General features: G+C 62.5%; 16 protein-coding genes and 1 pseudogene. 12 read left to right on the top strand and 5 right to left on the bottom strand.

Features of this window, described 5'->3' with window-relative positions; genetic code table 11:
- Positions 1 to 549, bottom strand: a 549-nt coding sequence (gene imuA, locus ACYP5B_RS53435) for a translesion DNA synthesis-associated protein ImuA (protein ID WP_459575615.1), incomplete at its 3' end; no start/stop codon positions are given.
- Between the two features lie 697 nt (positions 550 to 1,246).
- Between imuA and ACYP5B_RS53430 the strand changes: the two genes are divergently transcribed.
- The 3 genes from ACYP5B_RS53430 to ACYP5B_RS53420 all read left to right on the top strand — a co-directional run bounded on the left by ACYP5B_RS53430 (position 1,247) and on the right by ACYP5B_RS53420 (position 4,375).
- Positions 1,247 to 2,620, top strand: coding sequence for a cytochrome-c peroxidase (locus ACYP5B_RS53430; protein ID WP_459575613.1), 1,374 nt, complete (start codon positions 1,247 to 1,249; stop codon positions 2,618 to 2,620).
- A gap of 65 nt (positions 2,621 to 2,685) precedes the next feature.
- A complete protein-coding gene (locus ACYP5B_RS53425; protein WP_400094329.1) occupies positions 2,686 to 3,357 on the top strand; it encodes a hypothetical protein in 672 nt (223 codons plus the stop codon).
- Positions 3,358 to 3,478: 121 nt separating this feature from the next.
- Complete coding sequence (locus tag ACYP5B_RS53420; protein WP_400094331.1) at positions 3,479 to 4,375, top strand: toxin-antitoxin system YwqK family antitoxin; 897 nt, start codon at positions 3,479 to 3,481, stop codon at positions 4,373 to 4,375.
- Between the two features lie 150 nt (positions 4,376 to 4,525).
- On the opposite strand, the pseudogene ACYP5B_RS53415 reads toward ACYP5B_RS53420, so the two are convergent.
- Positions 4,526 to 4,618 (bottom strand): annotated as a pseudogene (locus ACYP5B_RS53415) (LysR substrate-binding domain-containing protein); the annotation flags it as partial.
- A 324-nt stretch (positions 4,619 to 4,942) separates the two neighbouring features.
- On the opposite strand from ACYP5B_RS53415, the gene ACYP5B_RS53410 reads away from it, so the two are divergent.
- Together ACYP5B_RS53410 and wrbA are read left to right on the top strand one after the other, a co-directional pair.
- Entirely contained in the window at positions 4,943 to 5,893 is a 951-nt protein-coding gene (locus tag ACYP5B_RS53410) for a ring-cleaving dioxygenase (protein ID WP_045239060.1), read from the top strand.
- A 17-nt stretch (positions 5,894 to 5,910) separates the two neighbouring features.
- Complete coding sequence (gene wrbA / locus ACYP5B_RS53405; RefSeq protein WP_459575623.1) at positions 5,911 to 6,537, top strand: NAD(P)H:quinone oxidoreductase; 627 nt, start codon at positions 5,911 to 5,913, stop codon at positions 6,535 to 6,537.
- A 91-nt stretch (positions 6,538 to 6,628) separates the two neighbouring features.
- Here the strand turns inward: wrbA and ACYP5B_RS53400 are convergent, their stop codons facing one another.
- The 3 genes from ACYP5B_RS53400 to ACYP5B_RS53390 form a co-directional block, all read right to left on the bottom strand.
- The gene (locus ACYP5B_RS53400) at positions 6,629 to 7,042 is read right to left on the bottom strand and encodes a hypothetical protein (RefSeq protein WP_459575611.1); all 414 of its coding nucleotides are present in this window, start codon (positions 7,040 to 7,042) and stop codon (positions 6,629 to 6,631) included.
- Positions 7,023 to 7,931, bottom strand: coding sequence for a tryptophan 2,3-dioxygenase (locus ACYP5B_RS53395; protein ID WP_459575609.1), 909 nt, complete (start codon positions 7,929 to 7,931; stop codon positions 7,023 to 7,025). Before ACYP5B_RS53395 ends, ACYP5B_RS53400 begins: the two co-directional genes overlap by 20 nt.
- 157 nt (positions 7,932 to 8,088) lie before the next feature.
- Entirely contained in the window at positions 8,089 to 9,207 is a 1,119-nt protein-coding gene (locus ACYP5B_RS53390; protein WP_400094339.1) for an iron-containing alcohol dehydrogenase, read from the bottom strand.
- A gap of 259 nt (positions 9,208 to 9,466) precedes the next feature.
- Between ACYP5B_RS53390 and ACYP5B_RS53385 the strand changes: the two genes are divergently transcribed.
- The 7 genes from ACYP5B_RS53385 (at position 9,467) to pdxR (ending at position 17,352) form a co-directional block, all read left to right on the top strand.
- Positions 9,467 to 10,150 (top strand): nitroreductase, encoded by a 684-nt coding sequence (locus ACYP5B_RS53385; protein ID WP_459575621.1) that lies wholly within the window; start codon positions 9,467 to 9,469, stop codon positions 10,148 to 10,150.
- Positions 10,151 to 10,323: 173 nt separating this feature from the next.
- Positions 10,324 to 11,232 (top strand): SphA family protein, encoded by a 909-nt coding sequence (locus ACYP5B_RS53380; protein ID WP_459575607.1) that lies wholly within the window; start codon positions 10,324 to 10,326, stop codon positions 11,230 to 11,232.
- Positions 11,233 to 11,514: 282 nt separating this feature from the next.
- A complete protein-coding gene (locus ACYP5B_RS53375) occupies positions 11,515 to 12,426 on the top strand; it encodes a LysR substrate-binding domain-containing protein (RefSeq protein ID WP_400094342.1) in 912 nt (303 codons plus the stop codon).
- 48 nt (positions 12,427 to 12,474) lie between these two features.
- Entirely contained in the window at positions 12,475 to 14,073 is a 1,599-nt protein-coding gene (locus ACYP5B_RS53370) for an amidase (RefSeq protein WP_459575604.1), read from the top strand.
- A gap of 68 nt (positions 14,074 to 14,141) precedes the next feature.
- Entirely contained in the window at positions 14,142 to 15,185 is a 1,044-nt protein-coding gene (locus ACYP5B_RS53365) for a glutathione S-transferase family protein (RefSeq protein WP_459575603.1), read from the top strand.
- Between the two features lie 300 nt (positions 15,186 to 15,485).
- Positions 15,486 to 15,875 (top strand): LysR family transcriptional regulator, encoded by a 390-nt coding sequence (locus tag ACYP5B_RS53360; protein WP_459575601.1) that lies wholly within the window; start codon positions 15,486 to 15,488, stop codon positions 15,873 to 15,875.
- Positions 15,876 to 15,918: 43 nt separating this feature from the next.
- Positions 15,919 to 17,352, top strand: a complete 1,434-nt coding sequence (pdxR, locus tag ACYP5B_RS53355) for a MocR-like pyridoxine biosynthesis transcription factor PdxR (RefSeq protein ID WP_459575600.1) — start codon at positions 15,919 to 15,921, stop codon at positions 17,350 to 17,352.
- The last annotated feature ends 54 nt before the right edge of the window (positions 17,353 to 17,406 follow it).

Here is a 17,406-nt window from a genome sequence, read left to right as displayed (position 1 = left end):
GAGTTCGACGCCGCCGGCGGCCGGCGCGATGCCGATGCGCAGCGGCGCCGGTGAGGCGTCACGCGCGCAGGCCAGCGGCCGCATCAGGCAGAACAGGGTTTCGCCGGACTGCGCTGCGAGGTGTAGGCGGCGCAGAGCATCATTGCGGACGTGCTGCTGCCAGAACAGCACGGCACCGCAGGTCCCGGCGCGTAAGAGCTGCTCGGCAGCCCATAGCGCGTCTGCCGTGCGCTGGCTGCGAATCCAGAGTAACTGTTGCGGAGGCAGCCCCCAGTTGGCCAGGGCCAAAGCCTGAGGGGTATGTGGCGGCTGAATCAGGGCGATGGGCCGCTTGGATACCTCGACGATGGCAGGTCGAAGCAGCCGCATTTCGCCCACGCCCGCCTGCCTGATCAGGAACTCGACCAGCGTGCCGGTTGGCCAGCCGCCGCCTGGCAATTCGCGGGCCAGGTCGGGATAACCGGTCGCTACAGTGCGACCGGCGGCCCGAGCCAACTGCGAGGCTCGCCAGAGGGCGGGGTGGATGGATTCGGGGGCAGGGCAGGCCATGGCTGGTTCGTGGGTAGCTAAGAGCCAGTGTACTGTATATTTATACAGTATGCGCGACCCGAGATTAATGTGATTTACGAGGCGCACCCATCCATTTGTGCGTACCCGGAATTGGCCGGACTAGGTGCGCGCTTTGCTGGATTGAAAACCGGACTTAGCTGGATTGCCGCGCAGCCCATGCAAGCGCGTGTTGCTCAAAGGGGATGATGGACGGGCGCTTTCGACCCAAATGCGACGTTTGTTGCAATAGTGGACATCGGCCGCTGAGCTGCTCGAAGCGGCCATCCGCGTCTAACGCACGCTATTGGGTAATTACATGGCTACCGCAGTTGATGTAGGGCCTGGCTTCGATTACTCAGGAAAGCCTATGACATAACGGGAGCGGATCTCGATCGAGTTCATGGTCGAAGTTGCGCGAGTAAGCAAAATGTAGGAGTCGTCTTGCTGCCCTGGTCGCTGCTGCTTTCTCAACCGCCGGAAAATCGCGCGAATCGGACGCTAACTATTGCAAATGTGCCCTTTCGCACGTTCTGACTCGGGACGTCGCCCGACCTTACTTGCCTCGTCGGATCTCGCTACCTATCTTCAAGAGAGTCAAGAGGCAATTCGCGTGCAAGGTCGTCTGCGCGCCAGCACTGTGGTCAAGCGTGATCCGAACTGCAGCGATGTATCGAGTGTCGCCCGAAAGGAATCCGAGATGCGCAAACTGATTGCCAGCGCGCTGTGGGCGCTCGCGCTCGCTTTGACTGCCTGCCGCAGCGGTGGCGGATCGAGCCCCGCGTTGTCGTCGGGCTCGGACACCTCTGCGCCAGGTGGGTCATCACTGTCGCCGTCGACCGCCACGCTCAGCCTCGTAGCCCAAGTCGGCCGCCAGCTCTTCTTCGACAAGACTCTTTCAGGCTCGGGCAAGATGTCATGCGCAACCTGCCATGATCCTGGCTACGCGTACGGGCCGCCGAACAGCCTCGCGGTGCAGTTGGGCGGGCCCGACCTGCAGTCTCCAGGTACGCGCGCGGTGCCATCGCTGCGTTATAAAGAAACCACGCCAGCATATTCGGATTCGGCAGTCAATCCGGACGGCGTGAGCCTCCCAAGCCCCGGCGGTGGTTTCATGTGGGACGGCCGTGCCGATACGCTTGCAGTGCAGGCCGCCGTGCCGCTACTCAATCCGGTCGAGATGGACAACGCTTCGCCGGCCGCCGTGGTGGCTGCTGTGCAAGCCGGTCCAACCGCGGCGCCCTTCCGACAAGCGTTCGGGGCAAACGTGTTCAACGATACGACCACGGCGTTCAACGACATCGGGCAAGCGCTGCAGGCATATCAGATCGAAGAGCCAAGCTTCCACCCGTACAGCAGCAAGTACGATCTGTATGCGCAGAACAAGATCGGCGGCACGCTCACGGCCGCCGAAATGCGGGGGGCGATCGTGTTCAGCAATGCCCACAGCGGCAACTGCGCCGCGTGCCACTACCCCGGCGCGGGCTTCAACGGCAGCAGTGCGCTCTTCACCGACTTCATGTTCGAGGCGATCGGCGTGCCGCGCAATCCGGAGATCGCGGCGAACGCAGATTCCACGTATTTCGACATGGGCCTGTGCGGGCCGGAACGCACGGATCACATGCCGCGCTCGCCGGGTGCGCCGGACGTATATTGCGGGCTGTTTAAGGCCCCGACGCTACGCAACGTGGCCACACGCCAGGCGTTCTTCCATAACGGCGTGATGCATTCGCTGCTGCAGGTCGTGCACTTCTACAACACGCGCGATACGAACCCTGAGATCTGGTATCCGACGGTTGGCGGGAGGCCCCTTGCAACGCCGTCGCCGAACTTCCTAACCTACGGGCTGGTAACGACGCAATACACGGGCGGCACCGTTCAGAAGTTCAACGATCTGCCCTCGGCGTATCGGGGCAACATCGATACGCAGGTGCCGCTCGACGGCCGCCCTGCCGGCTCGACGCCACCGATGACCGAGCAGCAGGTGCGGGACTTGGTCTGCTTCCTCGGCACGCTGACCGACGGATACCAGCTGTCGGCCAGCCGACCGACCAGCGGGCCCTGCGTTAACTGAGCCGACGCGCTCAAGGTCATGGCGCGGTTCTGTCGGGTTCGCACGGCTTGAACGAATAGAACACGATGGCGATAAAGCAACACACCGTGTATGTCCGGACCGCGATCAGCGCGGCGTGCGCTGCGGGCAGCTTCCTGCTTGCCGGCTGCCACGACATGCAGGCGGCTGACATGACGAATCTCACCGCTGCGCTCAACGACTATCTCGCGCATCGGGGCAACCTGTGCCTCGCGAAGTACGACTGGCCGATCGACGTGACCAGCGTGGAGCCGCAGGTGGGAGACCGCGACGCGGTGCAGATGCCTGTGCTCGAAAAGCTTGGCCTCGTCACCTCGAAGGACACAATGGTCATCCGCAAGACCGACGACGGCACCGTGATGCTGAGAGCGCGCGAATATGCGCTGACCGCGGAAGGCATGAAATACTACCTGCACGAGCCGGTGATCATTGCAACGGCGACGAGTCGCATCACGCATTCGGCCGACTTCTGCGTGGCGAAGCTGTTGCTCGACCGGATCATCGGCTGGGAACCTCCACTCACGCGCGACGGCAAGACGAAGACCGTAGTGACGTTCACGTACAAGATCGATCCAGCGCCGTGGACCAGCTCGCCCGACGTGCGACGCGTGTTTCCGATTATCGCTCGGGTGATCGAAGGCGCGGGGACGATGCAACTGCGCGAAGGCTTTACCCTTACGCCGAACGGCTGGGTGGCGAACGAGCTGTTCGACGACTAAAGCCGCGGCGTGACTGGTATAGGCGGCCACGATGCGTTCGACGTGGCGCCGCCTAACCCGCCTCCACGACGATCAGTCGCCATGAGCGGTCGTTGACGAAGGCTAGAATGCCTATTTCCACTTGCCGAACGAGCGCCTGACGAACGCCTCCTCGAACCTTGATATTGCTGAGATTCTCTACGACTCGGGACACGTGCGCTATCGCTACGCGCGCGTGATCGCGCCGGATGGAAGTAAATGGCTTCGCCATGGACTATTTGTTCACTATGGAGAGAGTGGCTCGATTCTCTCTGAGGGGACGTATGTCGAAGGGAAAGAAGAAGGACTCTGGCGAGATTACCATCCGAACGGTGTACCGGCGGCCGAGGGCTACTTCGTTGGCGGCAAGGAGAACGGGAACGTGGCGATTTTGGTCCGACACTGGCCAGGAGGAGCCTTCGCAGAGTTTCCCTTCTGCGACGGGCTGACAGATCGCGTCACGTCGTCACTGCTCTGTTCGATGAAGGTGCCCGGCAATGCGGTGCCTGCATTGTTTACCAAGACGCCGAGGTTCGGGTCATCGCGCAGACGCGTTTCGATCTTCGCGACGTCTGCGGGCTGTCTGGAAATTGAACAGGAGAAAATGATGATTGCTAACAAGGAAGAGATTCACGCCGCGTGCATGGCGACGCTCGACAGGTTCATGGACGCGCTGAACGAACACGATGCGAGGGGCATGGATGCAACGATGCATTTCCCTCATCTTCGGTTGGCTGACGGAAAGTTCAAAGTCTACGAGGCGCCTGGCCAGAATCCGATGGACCTGTTCGTCAGGCTAAAAGAAGAGGATGACTGGAAATACAGCCGATGGATTCGGAGGGATCTGATTCAGTTCAACAGCTACAAGGCACATTACGCACTCAGCTACACGAGGTACAGAAGTGACGACTCGATCATTGGAACCTACGAATCACTTTACGTGCTGACATTGCAGGATGGACGGTGGGGCATACAGGCACGATCCAGCTTCGGGCCGTGACCGAGCTCTAATATCTGGCGAGGCGCGAGGCAATTCGTGCAAACCAAGCTCCGATGTGCCAGCCAAAACGAGATCATGACTGGAATTCCAAGAATAACCCTCAATCAACGGCTTTGGTTTTCTTTGAGCCTGATCTGGCTGGCCATGCTGGGACTTGGGAAGCCGGAGCGCCTCGCCAGCCGCGGTGAATCCGCCGCGGTCGACCACCTGCACGAAGTAATGGACGTCCTTCAGATCTAGCATGGCATGGCGACTCGCCGGCCATTCCAGTGCCGGCTGCGTTCGTTGCGGGGGTGAGTGGGCGACGCCCGATCATACTCCAGCGCTGGCGCCCACTGCCACCCGGGCAAGCCTTGGCGCCGTGCCGCGTCTGCGTCCCGACAGCCTCGGGAATCGCCCATCCGGCGCCACCTCGAGCACCGCGCCTCACAGGGCGGCATTGTCCAAGTTTGCAGAACCCTGCGTACAACCCGTGACGGCTGCCCAATCGGTATCTGCCGTCATAAGCTGTTGCACAGGAGCGGCTATGTGCTGTTTCTACATGCCTATTTCAAACTGGAGAGGACAATGTTAATGCTCAAGGGATTTCATCATCTGACCCTCGGCGTGAGGCACGCACAGGAGGATGTGGACTTCTACGTCAAGCTGCTCGGGCAGAGCCTCGTGAAGAAGACCGTGCTTCTCGACGGCGAGGATCCCATCTACCACCTTTACTATGGCAACGCGAATGGCGATCCGGGGACCCTGGTGACGTCGTTCCCGTTCCGTCAGCGGGGCGTTATGGCGCGTCCGGGATCGGGCCAGGTGCGGGTCATCAACTACTCGGTTCCCAAGGGCTCGCTCGAATTCTGGCGCAGCCGCTTCGATGCCATGGACGTGCCGTATGACAGCGAGATCGTCGAGCGCTTCGGAGAGCGCCGCCAGCGGTTCCAACATCCGTGCGGCATCGAGTTCGATCTCGTCGAAACGGATCTCGATTCGCGTCCGGCTTGCGTGGCCAGCGATATCCCCGAAGCCCATGCCATCCGCGGCGTCCACAGCATCACGCTGTCGCTGCGGGAAGTCGCCGAATCGATCCGCTTCATGAGCGAAGCGATCGGTTTCCGGAACGCAGGCCAGGCGGGATCCTACTACCGCTTCGAGACGTACAACGGCGGCCCGGGCATGATCGTCGAGTTCCTGCATGAGCCGGACCGGCACCAGGGTTCGTCGATCTACGGCGAAGGCACGGTCCACCATGTGGCCTTCGCGGTGGACAACGTGGAACAGCAGGCGATCCTGAAGGAGAGAATGTTTGCCCTGGGCTACATCGATACGTCCGAATCGGTGCACCGCAACTACTTCCGCTCGATGTACTTCAAGATGCCCGGCGGCGTGATGTTCGAGGCGACCACCACCGACATCGGCTTCGCGATCGATGAAGAGCCCGGCCATTTTGGCGAGGAGTTTCAGCTCCCGCCCTGGCTGGCGGATCGCAAGGACGAGCTGCTGGGCCGGCTCGAGCCCATCTCTGTATGACGTTGCCGGGGATCACCATGCAAAAACCGAAAGTACTGATTGTTTTCTACTCACGAAACAGCTCCACCGAGATGCTGGCCAAGGCTGTCGCCGAGGGGGCCCTCGAGGCTGGCGCAGAAGTCCGCATGCGGCGTGTGCGGGAGGTTGTCGGCCCCGACGTCATGCGACAGGCGCCGGGCTGGCTCGAGAACGCCACGGAGATGAACGCAAAATACGAGGCGCCGACCGAAGCCGATGCCGAGTGGGCTGACGCCATCGTGTTCGGCACGCCGACGCGGTTCGGGTCGATCTCGGCCGAACTCAAGGCATATATCGACGGGCTCGGCGGCCTCTGGTTCGCGGGAAAACTGAATGGCAAGGTGGGCTCGGTCTTCGGCTCGACGTCCTCGCGCCACGGCGGCAATGAAGCCACGCTGCTGGCGACCTACGCGCCCATGGCGCACCTGGGCCTGATCATCGTGCCGCTGGGCTATGCCGACGCGGCGATGTTCAAGGCCGGCACTCCGTACGGCGCGACTCACGTCTCGCACCGTGACGCCGTGAAGCCCGACGACGATCACCTGGCGGTTGCCCGGTTCCAGGGCCGCAGGGTGACGACCATCGCCCGTGCCTTGCACGTCCAGCCGCAGCCCGTGGCAGCCTGAAAGTAAAAGCCTGATCGTAAAAAAGGGCGGAGACTCGCAGTCTCCGCCCGATTCCTGCATCGCCACAGGCCGGTGACACGATGGCAACCGCTCAGGCTCGCGCAGTCTCCACGCAGCTTGCCATGGCATCGATCCGGCGCGATGGCGGTAGCAGGTCGTCCCACATCGACGTGAGCCCCAGATACGCCAGCCGCACCAGGTTGACACCCCAAAGCAAATCGCCAAGGGCGAACGCGCATCCCGCGAGATACGGGGCCGGTGCGGAACCCGGCGTGCGGCCCAGCGCCTTCAGCACGCCTTCGACGTGATGGCGTGCGGTGCGCTGGCATGCGGCATCGCGGCGGACCGCAATGCCGCCTCGTTCCTTCTCGATCCTGGTGCGACAGGCAGCAACTAGTCCTGCGTCCCCGGCATGGTTGACGATCATGGACTCGAGCACCGCGATCTTGTGATCGTAGACCGTTTCCATGATCGTCTTGAGCGCGTCACTCCGCAGCCCGGGCATTTCCTTGTCCGCGGGCGTGCGGACATACCGCGGGCGGATCGCCGATGAAGCCGCGTGCAGACCAGAGTTCCGGGAACGGGATCTCGTTCATGGTCGGCAGGAGCCAGGCAATGCCCTCGGTGCCGAAGTAGGCCGGCCGGGCGCCGAACGTCCGGCGCGTCGCCATCAGGTGCAGGTGCTTCCACGCGGAGAATCCCTCCGCGATATCGGCCAGCGTCTCGCCGAGCTGCTGCAGTTCCCGGTACCCGTCCGGGTCGGCGTAGACCTCGCGCCAGACGTTCTCGACCGCCTTGTCCGGCGTGTAGGGCACACTGAAATCGCGGTCGAGTACCACCGCCGGCACGGCGAAGCCCTTGCGGCTCAGGTGGGCGAGCACGTCGTCATACAGGCTCGGCTCTGCCAACGCCCTGCTGAGTTGTTCCCAGCGCCGGGGTTGCGGCAGGAAGTGCTGCAGGTGCTCCCCCTGCTTGATGCCGAGCAGGTAGACCATCTGCCGGTACGTCCAGCCCTGGAGGGCGGTGTCCTTGCCGAACTTCGGGCCAACGCAGGACAGGATGGCCAGCAGGTCGACCGGCGTCATCCACGCGATGGAGCGCCATGTGGCATTGAGCGGCTCGTGGTGGGCGACGACGCGCCGCAGCGTCCGGCAGGCCCCGGTCAGGTCATCGGCACGCAATTGCGCCTGCGCGGCCTGCATTTCCTTGATGATCAGCATCCAGTAGAGCTCGGACACCTGCGCCGATACGATCCAGGCGTGCTCGCCGGGATGATCGCTGACCGGGTGCTGCAGCGAGTGGAGCACGTCTGTCTGTAACCAGTCACTGTATGGCGTATGCCCGGCTGGCGTTCCGGCCGGTGCCGGGGATGCGGGCTTGACGGTATCGTTCACTTTGGTCTCCTTGTGGTGGTGGGGGCAGGCGAGTTTTGTGGAACGGCGACGGACCGCATCGACTCCATCTGCGTCAGGCCTGTCGCGGTGATCAGGGTATCGAGTGCGTGGCGCCGGCCGAGGGGATGCGGGAAGCTGTCGGATGGCTGGCCGGTCATTACCACAGGCTCTCCAGCAGCGCATCCAGCTTCGTGCCGGCATCCTCGCCAAGATCGCCGACCTCGGAGGGATAGTTCTGCTTGAGCAGGGCCGCCATCTCGGGAAGCTTCGCCCGATCGAAATCGAGGTCGCCGAGCCGGCTCGGCAATTCCAGTGCGTCCACGGCTGCCTCGATGCGGTCAGCGAGGAATGCGGCGGGCGTGCGGCTGCCACGGTCCGTGGAGAAAATCTCGAGCTTTCGGCCATAGACGTCGGCGCAGGCGCGGATGACGGGCGCCAGCGCAATGCACGATGTCACGCTGTGTGGTACCCCGAACGTCCCGCCGAGGATGTGCCCGATGCGATGGCTCAGGCCGTAGATGACCGAAGCAGGATAGAAGTAACACTGCCACGCGGCGAGCTGAAGCTGCAACAGGTCGTCGGTCGACACGTGGCCGCCCGCGATGGCCTCGCGCGTTTCGAGCTTGTGCGGCCACTTCTCCAGCACGCCAAGGAAGCGCTCCACGCCTCTGGCGGCCAGGATGGCGTGAGGGTGATCCACGTCGACCCGGCGCATGCCTTCCACCGCATGGTCGATCCCCTTGATGGCCGAACTCAGCAGCAGCATACGTGGCGTGTCGACAATCATCCGGGGATCGATCACCACCAGCCTGGGTGTCGTTTCGCGCACGGCATAACTGCGCTTGAACTTCTGGGGACCGTCCGTTTCCGTCACGCCGAAGTAGTGGGAGAACTCCGAACCCGACAGGGTCGTCGGAATCGCGGCAATGGGCAGGTAGCGGCCTGTCTGCTGGAAATGCTGGTACGAGACTGCCTTTGCGGCGTCGAGTACAGAGCCGCCGCCGAGGGCGATGATCGATCCCGCATCGGCCTCGATGCAGGCACGCAGTCCATCGCGTACGGCGAAATCGGGCACATGCGGCGGCAGGCCGGTGAACGTGCCCACGCCGTCGCCGATGGCAGGCTGCAGGTGCTCGCGGTTCAATGCCTCAAGGAATTCCACCGTGAACGTCATCGGACGGCGGATGCCGTAGTTCCCCATGGAGGGGGCGACGGTTTTCAGCACGTCGTGTCCCCAGACAATCTCTTCCTGCGGCAAGCATTTCAACTGGTTCATTCCACTTCTCCACCATGTTTTCGTATGCGATCGGGGGCTCCGATCCCGAGTAGGAAGATAGGCGAATCGGGTTCGCGCGTGCGCGCGGGATTTGAGAACGGAGCGTCCAGGATTTTGGACGCCGCACATGTGCGAATGGGGGTCTGTCGTTCGTTGTTTCCGGACGAAGCTTTCAAGTTTTGCCGTCTTCACAAGGCAGGGGCGTGTCTATGATCCTTTCCACCGTAGCGACCCCCACCACGAGAACGGAGACATGAAGATGGAGGCAATCCAGATTACAGAAGCGCTGATTCGCGGACGCCACAGCAAGCGCGGCTTCCTTGACCAGCCGGTGCCGATCGAGACTGTCAGGGACATCCTGTCGGTCGCGAAATACGCGCCGAGTTCGAGCAACACGCAGCCTTGGCGCTGCTATGTGCTGACCGGAAAGGCTCGCGAGAAGATTGCGGGAGCCGCGGTCGAGGCGTATCGCGCCGATCCTGAGGGACTGGCGCCCGACTACCCGTTCTTTCCAAAGGAATTGCCGGCGCCATTCTCGTCGCGCTTCAATACGTTTCGCGGGATGCTGGGCGATGCGCAGGGCGTGCACAGGAGCGATATCGTCGGGCGCCGGCGCGACGTCGAACGGCAGTTCCGGTTCTTCGATGCGCCAGTGGGACTGATCTTCACCATGGACCGGCGCCTGGAATGGGCCAGCTTCATCTGCTACGGCTGCTTTCTCCAGAACATCATGCTGGCGGCGCGCGCCCGGGGGCTGGACACCTGCCCGCAGCAGATCTGGTCGCTGCAATCGGCGGTCCTTCGTGAAGGCCTCGCCATTCCCGACGGGGAGATGATCGTGGCCGGAATGTCACTCGGCTATGCAGACAACAATATTCCGGAAAACAACATGGAGCTTAGCAAGCTGGAACTGGACGAGTTCGTCTCGTTCGTCGATTGCTGACCCCCGGAACCGTCCGGGTCGCTCCTTGACCTGGAAAAGCGCGAAGAAGCGATAGCCATCGTTAGCGAGCCTCGGCAAATTGCGGAGATGTCGAATACTTAGGCGCGCCTAACCGGCTGATGCGGATTCCCGGAGCCCTCAGCCGAAAAAGACAATAAAGAGACGGAGGAGACATGATTAAAGTGCCCGCGAGATTCTTGACGGTTGTTGCGCTCGCATGCTTGCTCGCCTCGAAGGTCGAGGCAACCGAGAATGGCCAGACCAGTTACCCTGTTGGCGTCAATACCGTATTGAATGGAATCTTGCCACCGCCTGGTGAAACCCAGTTCTATAACTACACGCTTTACTACAATGCCGGAAAATTCGCTGGCCCGCATGGAGGAAGTCTCGTTCCCGGCTTCCACTTGAACACGTTTGCTGACGCCCCGCGTGTCGTTCACACATGGGGCACTACATTCGGCCCCTTTACTGTGTCCAGTGGTGCAATCGTCCCGCTCGTTCATCTTGGGCTGGAAACGCCAGGCGGCAGCGGCAAGCGCTATGGAATTGGAGACATCATTCTTGAGCCGTGGCTCATTGATTATTCAAATCCATCGCGAACATTCTTCGCCTTCCTCGCCACCAATGTCGCAGTGCCGAGCGGGTCCTACTCCGCCAACCGAGTGGCGAACACTGGTCGGAATGTATATGCGCTAATACCGCACATCAGTACCACATGGTTCCCCACGCCCGCAGTTGAAGTCTCCACCACCACGCTCGTAGAGATCAGTTCACCGAACTCGGCGACTCGATATCACTCTGGCGCGGTCGCAGCACTTGAGTATCTTGTTGGCTATTCGCTTAACAGCAAGTTCCAGCTCGGGCTTCAGGGATACCTCCTGAAGCAGTTCACTGATGACAAAGTCAACGGCACGCCCATACCAGGGGATGGGTTTCGCGGAAGAGCTGTCGCTGTCGGGCCGCAACTACGATACATGTGGTCGCCGGCGGCTGGCATTGTGTTCAAGTATCAGCGCGAGTTCGCCGTGCAGAATCGGCCGCAAGGCAACAAGTTCTGGGTTGAACTGTGCTTCCCTCTTTGATCGGAATGAGGCGACGTTCGAAGCGAATACGCGGCTTGCCGAACCCGGCAAGCTGCGCATGCGTGCGCTCAAAGTCTACGGCGACGTGGTGTCGTTTGCTGCCAGGTTTGCCGCGATCGGTGGGGTTCGGGCGCATTGACGGTCATGGCGCGAGCGGCCTCCGGCCACGGCAATGGCGGTCATTGGGGGCGTCTGACCGTGGCAATGCGCGCACCCTTTGCAGTACCATGCGATGGAAGCAGACACCATTGGCCCAAACCCAACCGCTACCAAGGCAGCCAGATGCTGGACCTGAAAGACGTTTTTCACTTCGTGCAAGTGGTCGACCGCGGTGGCTTTACGTCTGCTGGCAACAGCCTGGGGCTGCCCAAGTCCACGTTAAGTCACAGGGTCAAGGAGCTGGAGGCTTCGCTGGGCGTTCGCCTGATCAACCGGACCTCGCGCCAGTTTGCCTTGACCGACGTAGGCGCTGAGTTCTACCAGTACGCTGTCGCCTTGCTGCAGAGCGCCGACGTCGCGGAACAGGCGATGCGCCAGAGGCTCGCGGAACCCAGCGGGATCATCCGCGTGACGGTAGCGGTCGAGCTTGCGCAGTTTGCGCTGCGCCAGGTCCTGCCGACGTTCCTTAGCAGCCATCCCAAGGTCAGCATCGTGGAAATCGCCACGGACAGGCTCGTCGACGTTGTCGGCGAGGGCTTCGACCTGGCGCTGCGCGGACATACCTCGGCACTGCAGGATTCCAACCTGGTCCAACGGCCCATTGTCAGGGCGCCATGGTACCTGTTTGCGGGTGCCGACTACCTCGAACGGAGGCCACTCCTGGAGGCGCCGGAGCAACTTGCATCCCATGCCATCGTCTCGATGGTGCGCAAAGGGCCGCTGCAGTGGCAACTGCGCGGCCCCGACGACAGGCTCGTCACCATCCCGATCGAGCCAAGATTCCAGAGCAACAGCATGATGTCCCTGAAGGAGGCAGCCTGCGCCAACGTTGGCGTGGCAGCCCTGCCCGGGTATATCTGCCGGTCCGAGCTGCAGGCTGGCGTGCTGCGGCAAGTCCTGCCGGGCTGGATCGCCGCGGATGCGCGCATCTCCGCCCTCATGCCCTATCGGACCGGACTGCTTCCCGCGGTGCGGTCTCTGGTCGATTTCCTCGCCGTAGAGCTGCCCAAGGTCACCGCGTTCGACGGCCGCTGACCCGGCACTACCTCCTCTGCCTCCAATGCCACGCGGGCCACGCCCCGTGTGTCCCGCCGGGCGTTCCATATTCATGGACGCTGTGTTCGGCGCCAGCCAGCTTCCAAGGCCGAGCCGTTCAACTATCGTTTCCAACCAGGGATAAGCCAACCGCAACGTCATCCTGGAGTGGAATACATGAACCAATTGAACTGCCAGCCACAAGACGCGATCTTCTCTGGCCACGACATACTTCCGACGGCTGTCGCGTCGCTCGACCAGCACGGCATCCGACACCCATCCCGAACGACGGCCCCGCATTCCATGGGCTTGCGCAACGCGCTGGATGCCCTTGCCACGCGGCAAACCACCGCGGCGGCATTGACGGAGCAGGCACTCGAACGCGCGGAAGCCAGCAAGCGGCTGCTCAATGCATTCTCGGCGATCGATTGGGACCGTGCCCTGAAGGCGGCCGCGGAAAGCGATCGCCGCTATGGCGAACGCCGGCCGCGGCCACTGGAAGGACTGCCCATTGCGGTCAAGGATCTGATCGACACCAAGGGCATGGAGACCCGCTACGGCTCCGCAGCCTATCTCGGTCATGTGCCAGCCGCCGATGCGGACATCGTGAAAACTCTGGTGGAGCGCGGCGCGATCATCATCGGCAAGACCACGACCCACGAATTCGCGTGGGGCGTGACAACCGCCAGCGCCAGGTTTGGCGATACCCTGAATCCGCTGGACCATACACGCATACCCGGGGGTTCCAGTGGTGGCGCCGCGGCGGCGATTGCGCACGGTGCCATCATGGCGGGCGTGGGCACGGATACCGGCGGCTCGGTCCGGATTCCCGCCGCGCTGTGCGGCGTCGTCGGATACAAGCCCACGCTCGGCACGTTATCCACGCGCGGCGTGTTCCCCCTGGCGCCCACTTGCGACCACGTTGGCCTGCTCGGCGAGCAGGTGGACGACGTGCTGTTGCTCGCCGATGCCATTGACATCAAGGTTCCCGAGAGCGATGCGTGGCTGTCCGCACGGCTGGGCGTCATTCGTGACATTGCACCGGTTCCACTCAGTCCGGAAATTGCGGTGGCATTTGATGGCGCGATGAAGCGGCTGGCACAAGTCTTTTCCTGTGTGAACGTCAGCACGTCCGGCCTGTTCGATGCGGTATTCGGTGCCTTCGCGAGCATCGTCCTGATCGAAGGCGGCATCGAGCATTTCCGCCGCAACGACTGGGACCGTATCTCGATGCACTACAACCCGGAAACCGTCGACCGGCTGAAACGCGCCGAAACCATGGACCTGCGCGCCTATGCGGCGGCCCAGCAGACCAGGCGAAGTTTCACGACAAGGCTGCACGAGGTGATGTCGACGGTTGACTATCTCGTGCTGCCGACATGCCCGTGCACCGCACCGCATCTCGATGCCGGCACCGTGAGCATTGGCCCTTGGACCGGCACGGTCCGAGAGGCGCTGATGACCTATACGGCACCGTTCAATGTCGCGGGATTTCCTGCCATTTCGATTCCCCTGGCGACCGGCGAACGCAGCCTTCCCGCTGCATTGCAGATCGTCGCGAAGCCCGGCGACGACGGTGCGCTGCTGCAAATCGCACAGCAGATGGAGCTGATGCTGCGAACGGGCACCGCCCACAAGAGTTGCTAGACGTCAACCCCAAAACCAGGAGACAACGATGAACGATACCGCCAAACCTGAGTGCCAGGAGACCAGCAATGAGCCATGAAAAATTGACGAATATGGCGGCCGGTGCCCGTGCCGCCATCGCGGACCCCGCGCGAATCTCTCTCGTGGGTAGTGACGCCAACCCGCGCTTCGAACTGTTCCACGCGGCCAGTTCGCTCTGCTCGCAGAAAGTGCGCACGGTACTGTTCGAGAAGCAGTTGCCGTACCGTTCGAACAATTTGATGATCCTTGGCTCGATGGGTCCGGATGGCGTGGTTCCAGCCGAGCACTACCATCCGCCCTACGTCCGACTGCGGTTGCTTGCCGGCCGGGAAGTGGGGCGGGACCTTGTCAGCGGGTATAGCGGGCGCACTTCGGTGCAGACCGAAGGCTTTGATCCCTGCGCGGTCCCGTTGCTTGTGGACTACGAGGCTGGCCGTGTCATTGCCGATTCCAGACGGATCTGCTGCTATCTCGATGCGGTGTCGCGCGATCCCGTTCATCTCGTGCCGGAGGATGCCGATGTGCGTGCCCAGGTGATGCACCAGGTGAACATCGTCGATCAGATCCCGAACGGCACCTTGCTCTACGGCTTTCATCCCGATGCCGACCTGCGGCCTGAAGCGCTCAAGACGGCCATGGAAACGGTCTACGACTACAAGATCAAGGCGCTCGAAGCCATGATTGACGCCAATGCCGACGATGCGGAGCTCGTTGCGGCCTATCGCGCGAAGATCGCGAAGGAGCGGGGCGGCAAGTCGGTCTGCCGCGATGCGGCATTTCAGCGCGCCGCACGTCGGCACGTCGCGGGCCTCTTGACGGACCTCGACCATGCGCTTGGTTCGTCGTCACCATACCTCAGGGGGGAATCATTCTCGCTCGGCGATGTGCTGTGGGGTGTCAACCTGGTCCGGATGGCTTATCTGGGGCTTGCGTCGATGTGGGAAAACCTGCCCAACGTCGAGCGATATGTTGATGCGCTGGCCAAGCGTCCGTCCCTGTGCACGGAAGCGGTCCGGGCCACGGTCGATTCCATGCCGCCTTCGCGCTATATGCATGTCATTGCCCGGTGCGGGGAGGCGGTGCCGGTGTAGTCCTCGAGCCGGATGGCACCGGTCAATGCCGGTGCCTGTGGCAGGAGGGGAGTGGGCGGAGACTCTGCATCTCCGCCCATTTTCTTTCTCAGGCTGCCACGGGCTTCACGGCATCACTGAAGCCGTCGGAACGTGTACGCAAGGTTCGGCAAAACTGAACGATCGGGGCCGGCGCAGCGGTGCGCGCCAAGGTTTGCCCGGATCCCGGCGGATGCGCGCCCTGGGGTATGATCGGAGGTCAAGATCACACCCACATCCGATCCATTGCCACCGCCGGCAATGATCCGCGCCCCTCATGCAATGCTGGATCTGAAGGACGTCTATTACTTCGTACAGGTGCTTGACCGCGGCGGGTTCACCTCGGCCGGCGAGATGCTTCGGCTGCCGAAGTCGACGCTGAGCCATCGGGTCAAGGAACTGGAGGCGTCGCTGGGCGTTCGGCTCATTAACCGGACCTCGCGCCAGTTCGCCATGACCGAGGTCGGCAAGGAGTTTTACCAGTACGCCATGGCGCTGCTGCGCAGTGCGGAGGTTGCCGAGGAAGCCATGCGTCAGAGGCTTGCGGAGCCGAGCGGTGTGATGCGCGTCACTTTAGCCGCGGTTCGCGCCGGCCTGCTGCCGGCGGTACGTACACTGGTCGACTATCTTGCCGTGGTGATGCCCAAGGTGACGGCTTTCGACCGGAGCTGACCTGGCAATCCGCGGGTACGGGATCTTTTTTATTTGCCAGGCTATGACGAAGTCACCGGCTCAGGATCCATCCAACGCAGCGCCGCTGCATGAGCAGATCTACGCTCGGATTCGTGCCTCGATTCAGCAAGGGCAACTGAAACCCGGGCAGCGGGTGCCATCCTTGCGTGCGTTTGCGGGCGAGCTCGGAGTGGCGCGCGGGACCGTTCAGGTCGCCTATGACCGACTCTTGGGCGAAGGTTACCTGATCGCCAGAGGCCCTGCGGGGACGTTCGTTTCCGAGCAAATTGCGCCATCGCGCCCCCACCGCGTGGCCGCAGCGGCTGGATCCAGCCGCACGCCACCGGACCAGGAACTTACCGAGTTTTCGATCGAAACGGATGGTGGAATCCCCGCGCCGTTGCAACTGGGGCTTCCCGCGCTGGATGAGTTCCCGCGAAAACTATGGACGAGGTTGATGGCGCGGCAAATACGCAGCGCCGGCGCGCTAACCAGGCCGGCGTCAGCCGGATTTGGCCCGCTGCGAGAAGCGTTGGCCGCTTACCTGCAGCGCTCACGGGGCATCGAGGCCCAGCCGCACCAGGTGTTCGTCGTGCCGGCATATACGGCCAGCCTTGCGCTGATTGTGGATGCGCTCAGGCTGGCGGGCGAAAGCGCCTGGGTTGAGGATCCCAGCTACCCTCCGACAGCCCAGTCACTCAGGCGCCTGAACCTGCAGGTCCGGAATGTGCCAGTGGATGATCATGGCCTCGACATCGAATTCGGGCGTCAGCATTTTCCAGAGGCGCGCCTGGCCGTAGTGACGCCATCGCACCAGAGCCCGACTGGCGTGGCACTGACACTGCAACGTCGCGTCGAACTGCTCGACTGGGCCGGTGAGCGGGGCGCATGGATCATCGAGGACGACTACGACGGCGAGTTTCGTTACCGCGGCCACCCGTTGCCGGCCTTGAAGAGCCTGGACACATGCGACCGGGTGATCTATTGCGGCACGCTTAGCAAGGTGCTGTACCCGGGGCTACGGCTCGCTTACGTGGTCGTGCCACAAAGTCTGGTGCCGACCATGGATCTGGCCTGCAGGCGCTCGGTGCATGGCGGCTGCCCCGAACTCTTGCAAGCCGTGGCGGCGGAGTTTATTGCGCAGGGGCACTTCGCCCGGCACATCAAACGCATGCGCACGCTTTACGCGCGACGACGCGCAATGCTGGCCGAGGCGCTGGCTCCATACAAAACGGACGGCTTCACCGTTTGCCTGCAGGATGGCGGCATGCACCTTCTGGTCGACGTCAGGGACGATCTTGACGATCTGGCGATGGCCCGTCGTGCGCGCGAGGCAGGATTCGCCGTCCATTCGCTGACCGCCTGGCGGCAGGGTGCGCCAGGGCGGCGTGGCTTGATGATGGGCTTTACCAATCTGCGCAGTCAGGCTGAAGCCGATCGCCTGGTTGCCGAACTGATGCGCGCGCTGAAAGCATAAATAGATCACCTGGTCGACGCGCTACCAACCATCGGTCATGCCGCCCCATGTCGA

The sequence above is a fragment of the Cupriavidus sp. 8B genome (assembly GCF_054589115.1).
This window is presented reverse-complemented; position numbering and strand designations above follow the sequence as displayed.

Excerpts from the sequence above, each read along its gene's own strand:
- ACYP5B_RS53430 (WP_459575613.1), top strand. The coding sequence starts at position 1,247 with ATGCGCAAACTGATTGCCAGCGCGCTGTGGGCGCTCGCGCTCGCTTTG.
- ACYP5B_RS53425 (WP_400094329.1), top strand. The coding sequence starts at position 2,686 with ATGGCGATAAAGCAACACACCGTGTATGTCCGGACCGCGATCAGCGCG.
- ACYP5B_RS53410 (WP_045239060.1), top strand. The coding sequence starts at position 4,943 with ATGTTAATGCTCAAGGGATTTCATCATCTGACCCTCGGCGTGAGGCAC.
- wrbA (WP_459575623.1), top strand. The coding sequence starts at position 5,911 with ATGCAAAAACCGAAAGTACTGATTGTTTTCTACTCACGAAACAGCTCC.
- ACYP5B_RS53400 (WP_459575611.1), bottom strand. The coding sequence starts at position 7,042 with ATGCCCGGGCTGCGGAGTGACGCGCTCAAGACGATCATGGAAACGGTC.
- ACYP5B_RS53390 (WP_400094339.1), bottom strand. The coding sequence starts at position 9,207 with ATGAACCAGTTGAAATGCTTGCCGCAGGAAGAGATTGTCTGGGGACAC.
- ACYP5B_RS53385 (WP_459575621.1), top strand. The coding sequence starts at position 9,467 with ATGGAGGCAATCCAGATTACAGAAGCGCTGATTCGCGGACGCCACAGC.
- ACYP5B_RS53380 (WP_459575607.1), top strand. The coding sequence starts at position 10,324 with ATGATTAAAGTGCCCGCGAGATTCTTGACGGTTGTTGCGCTCGCATGC.
- ACYP5B_RS53375 (WP_400094342.1), top strand. The coding sequence starts at position 11,515 with ATGCTGGACCTGAAAGACGTTTTTCACTTCGTGCAAGTGGTCGACCGC.
- ACYP5B_RS53365 (WP_459575603.1), top strand. The coding sequence starts at position 14,142 with ATGAGCCATGAAAAATTGACGAATATGGCGGCCGGTGCCCGTGCCGCC.
- ACYP5B_RS53360 (WP_459575601.1), top strand. The coding sequence starts at position 15,486 with ATGCTGGATCTGAAGGACGTCTATTACTTCGTACAGGTGCTTGACCGC.
- pdxR (WP_459575600.1), top strand. The coding sequence starts at position 15,919 with ATGACGAAGTCACCGGCTCAGGATCCATCCAACGCAGCGCCGCTGCAT.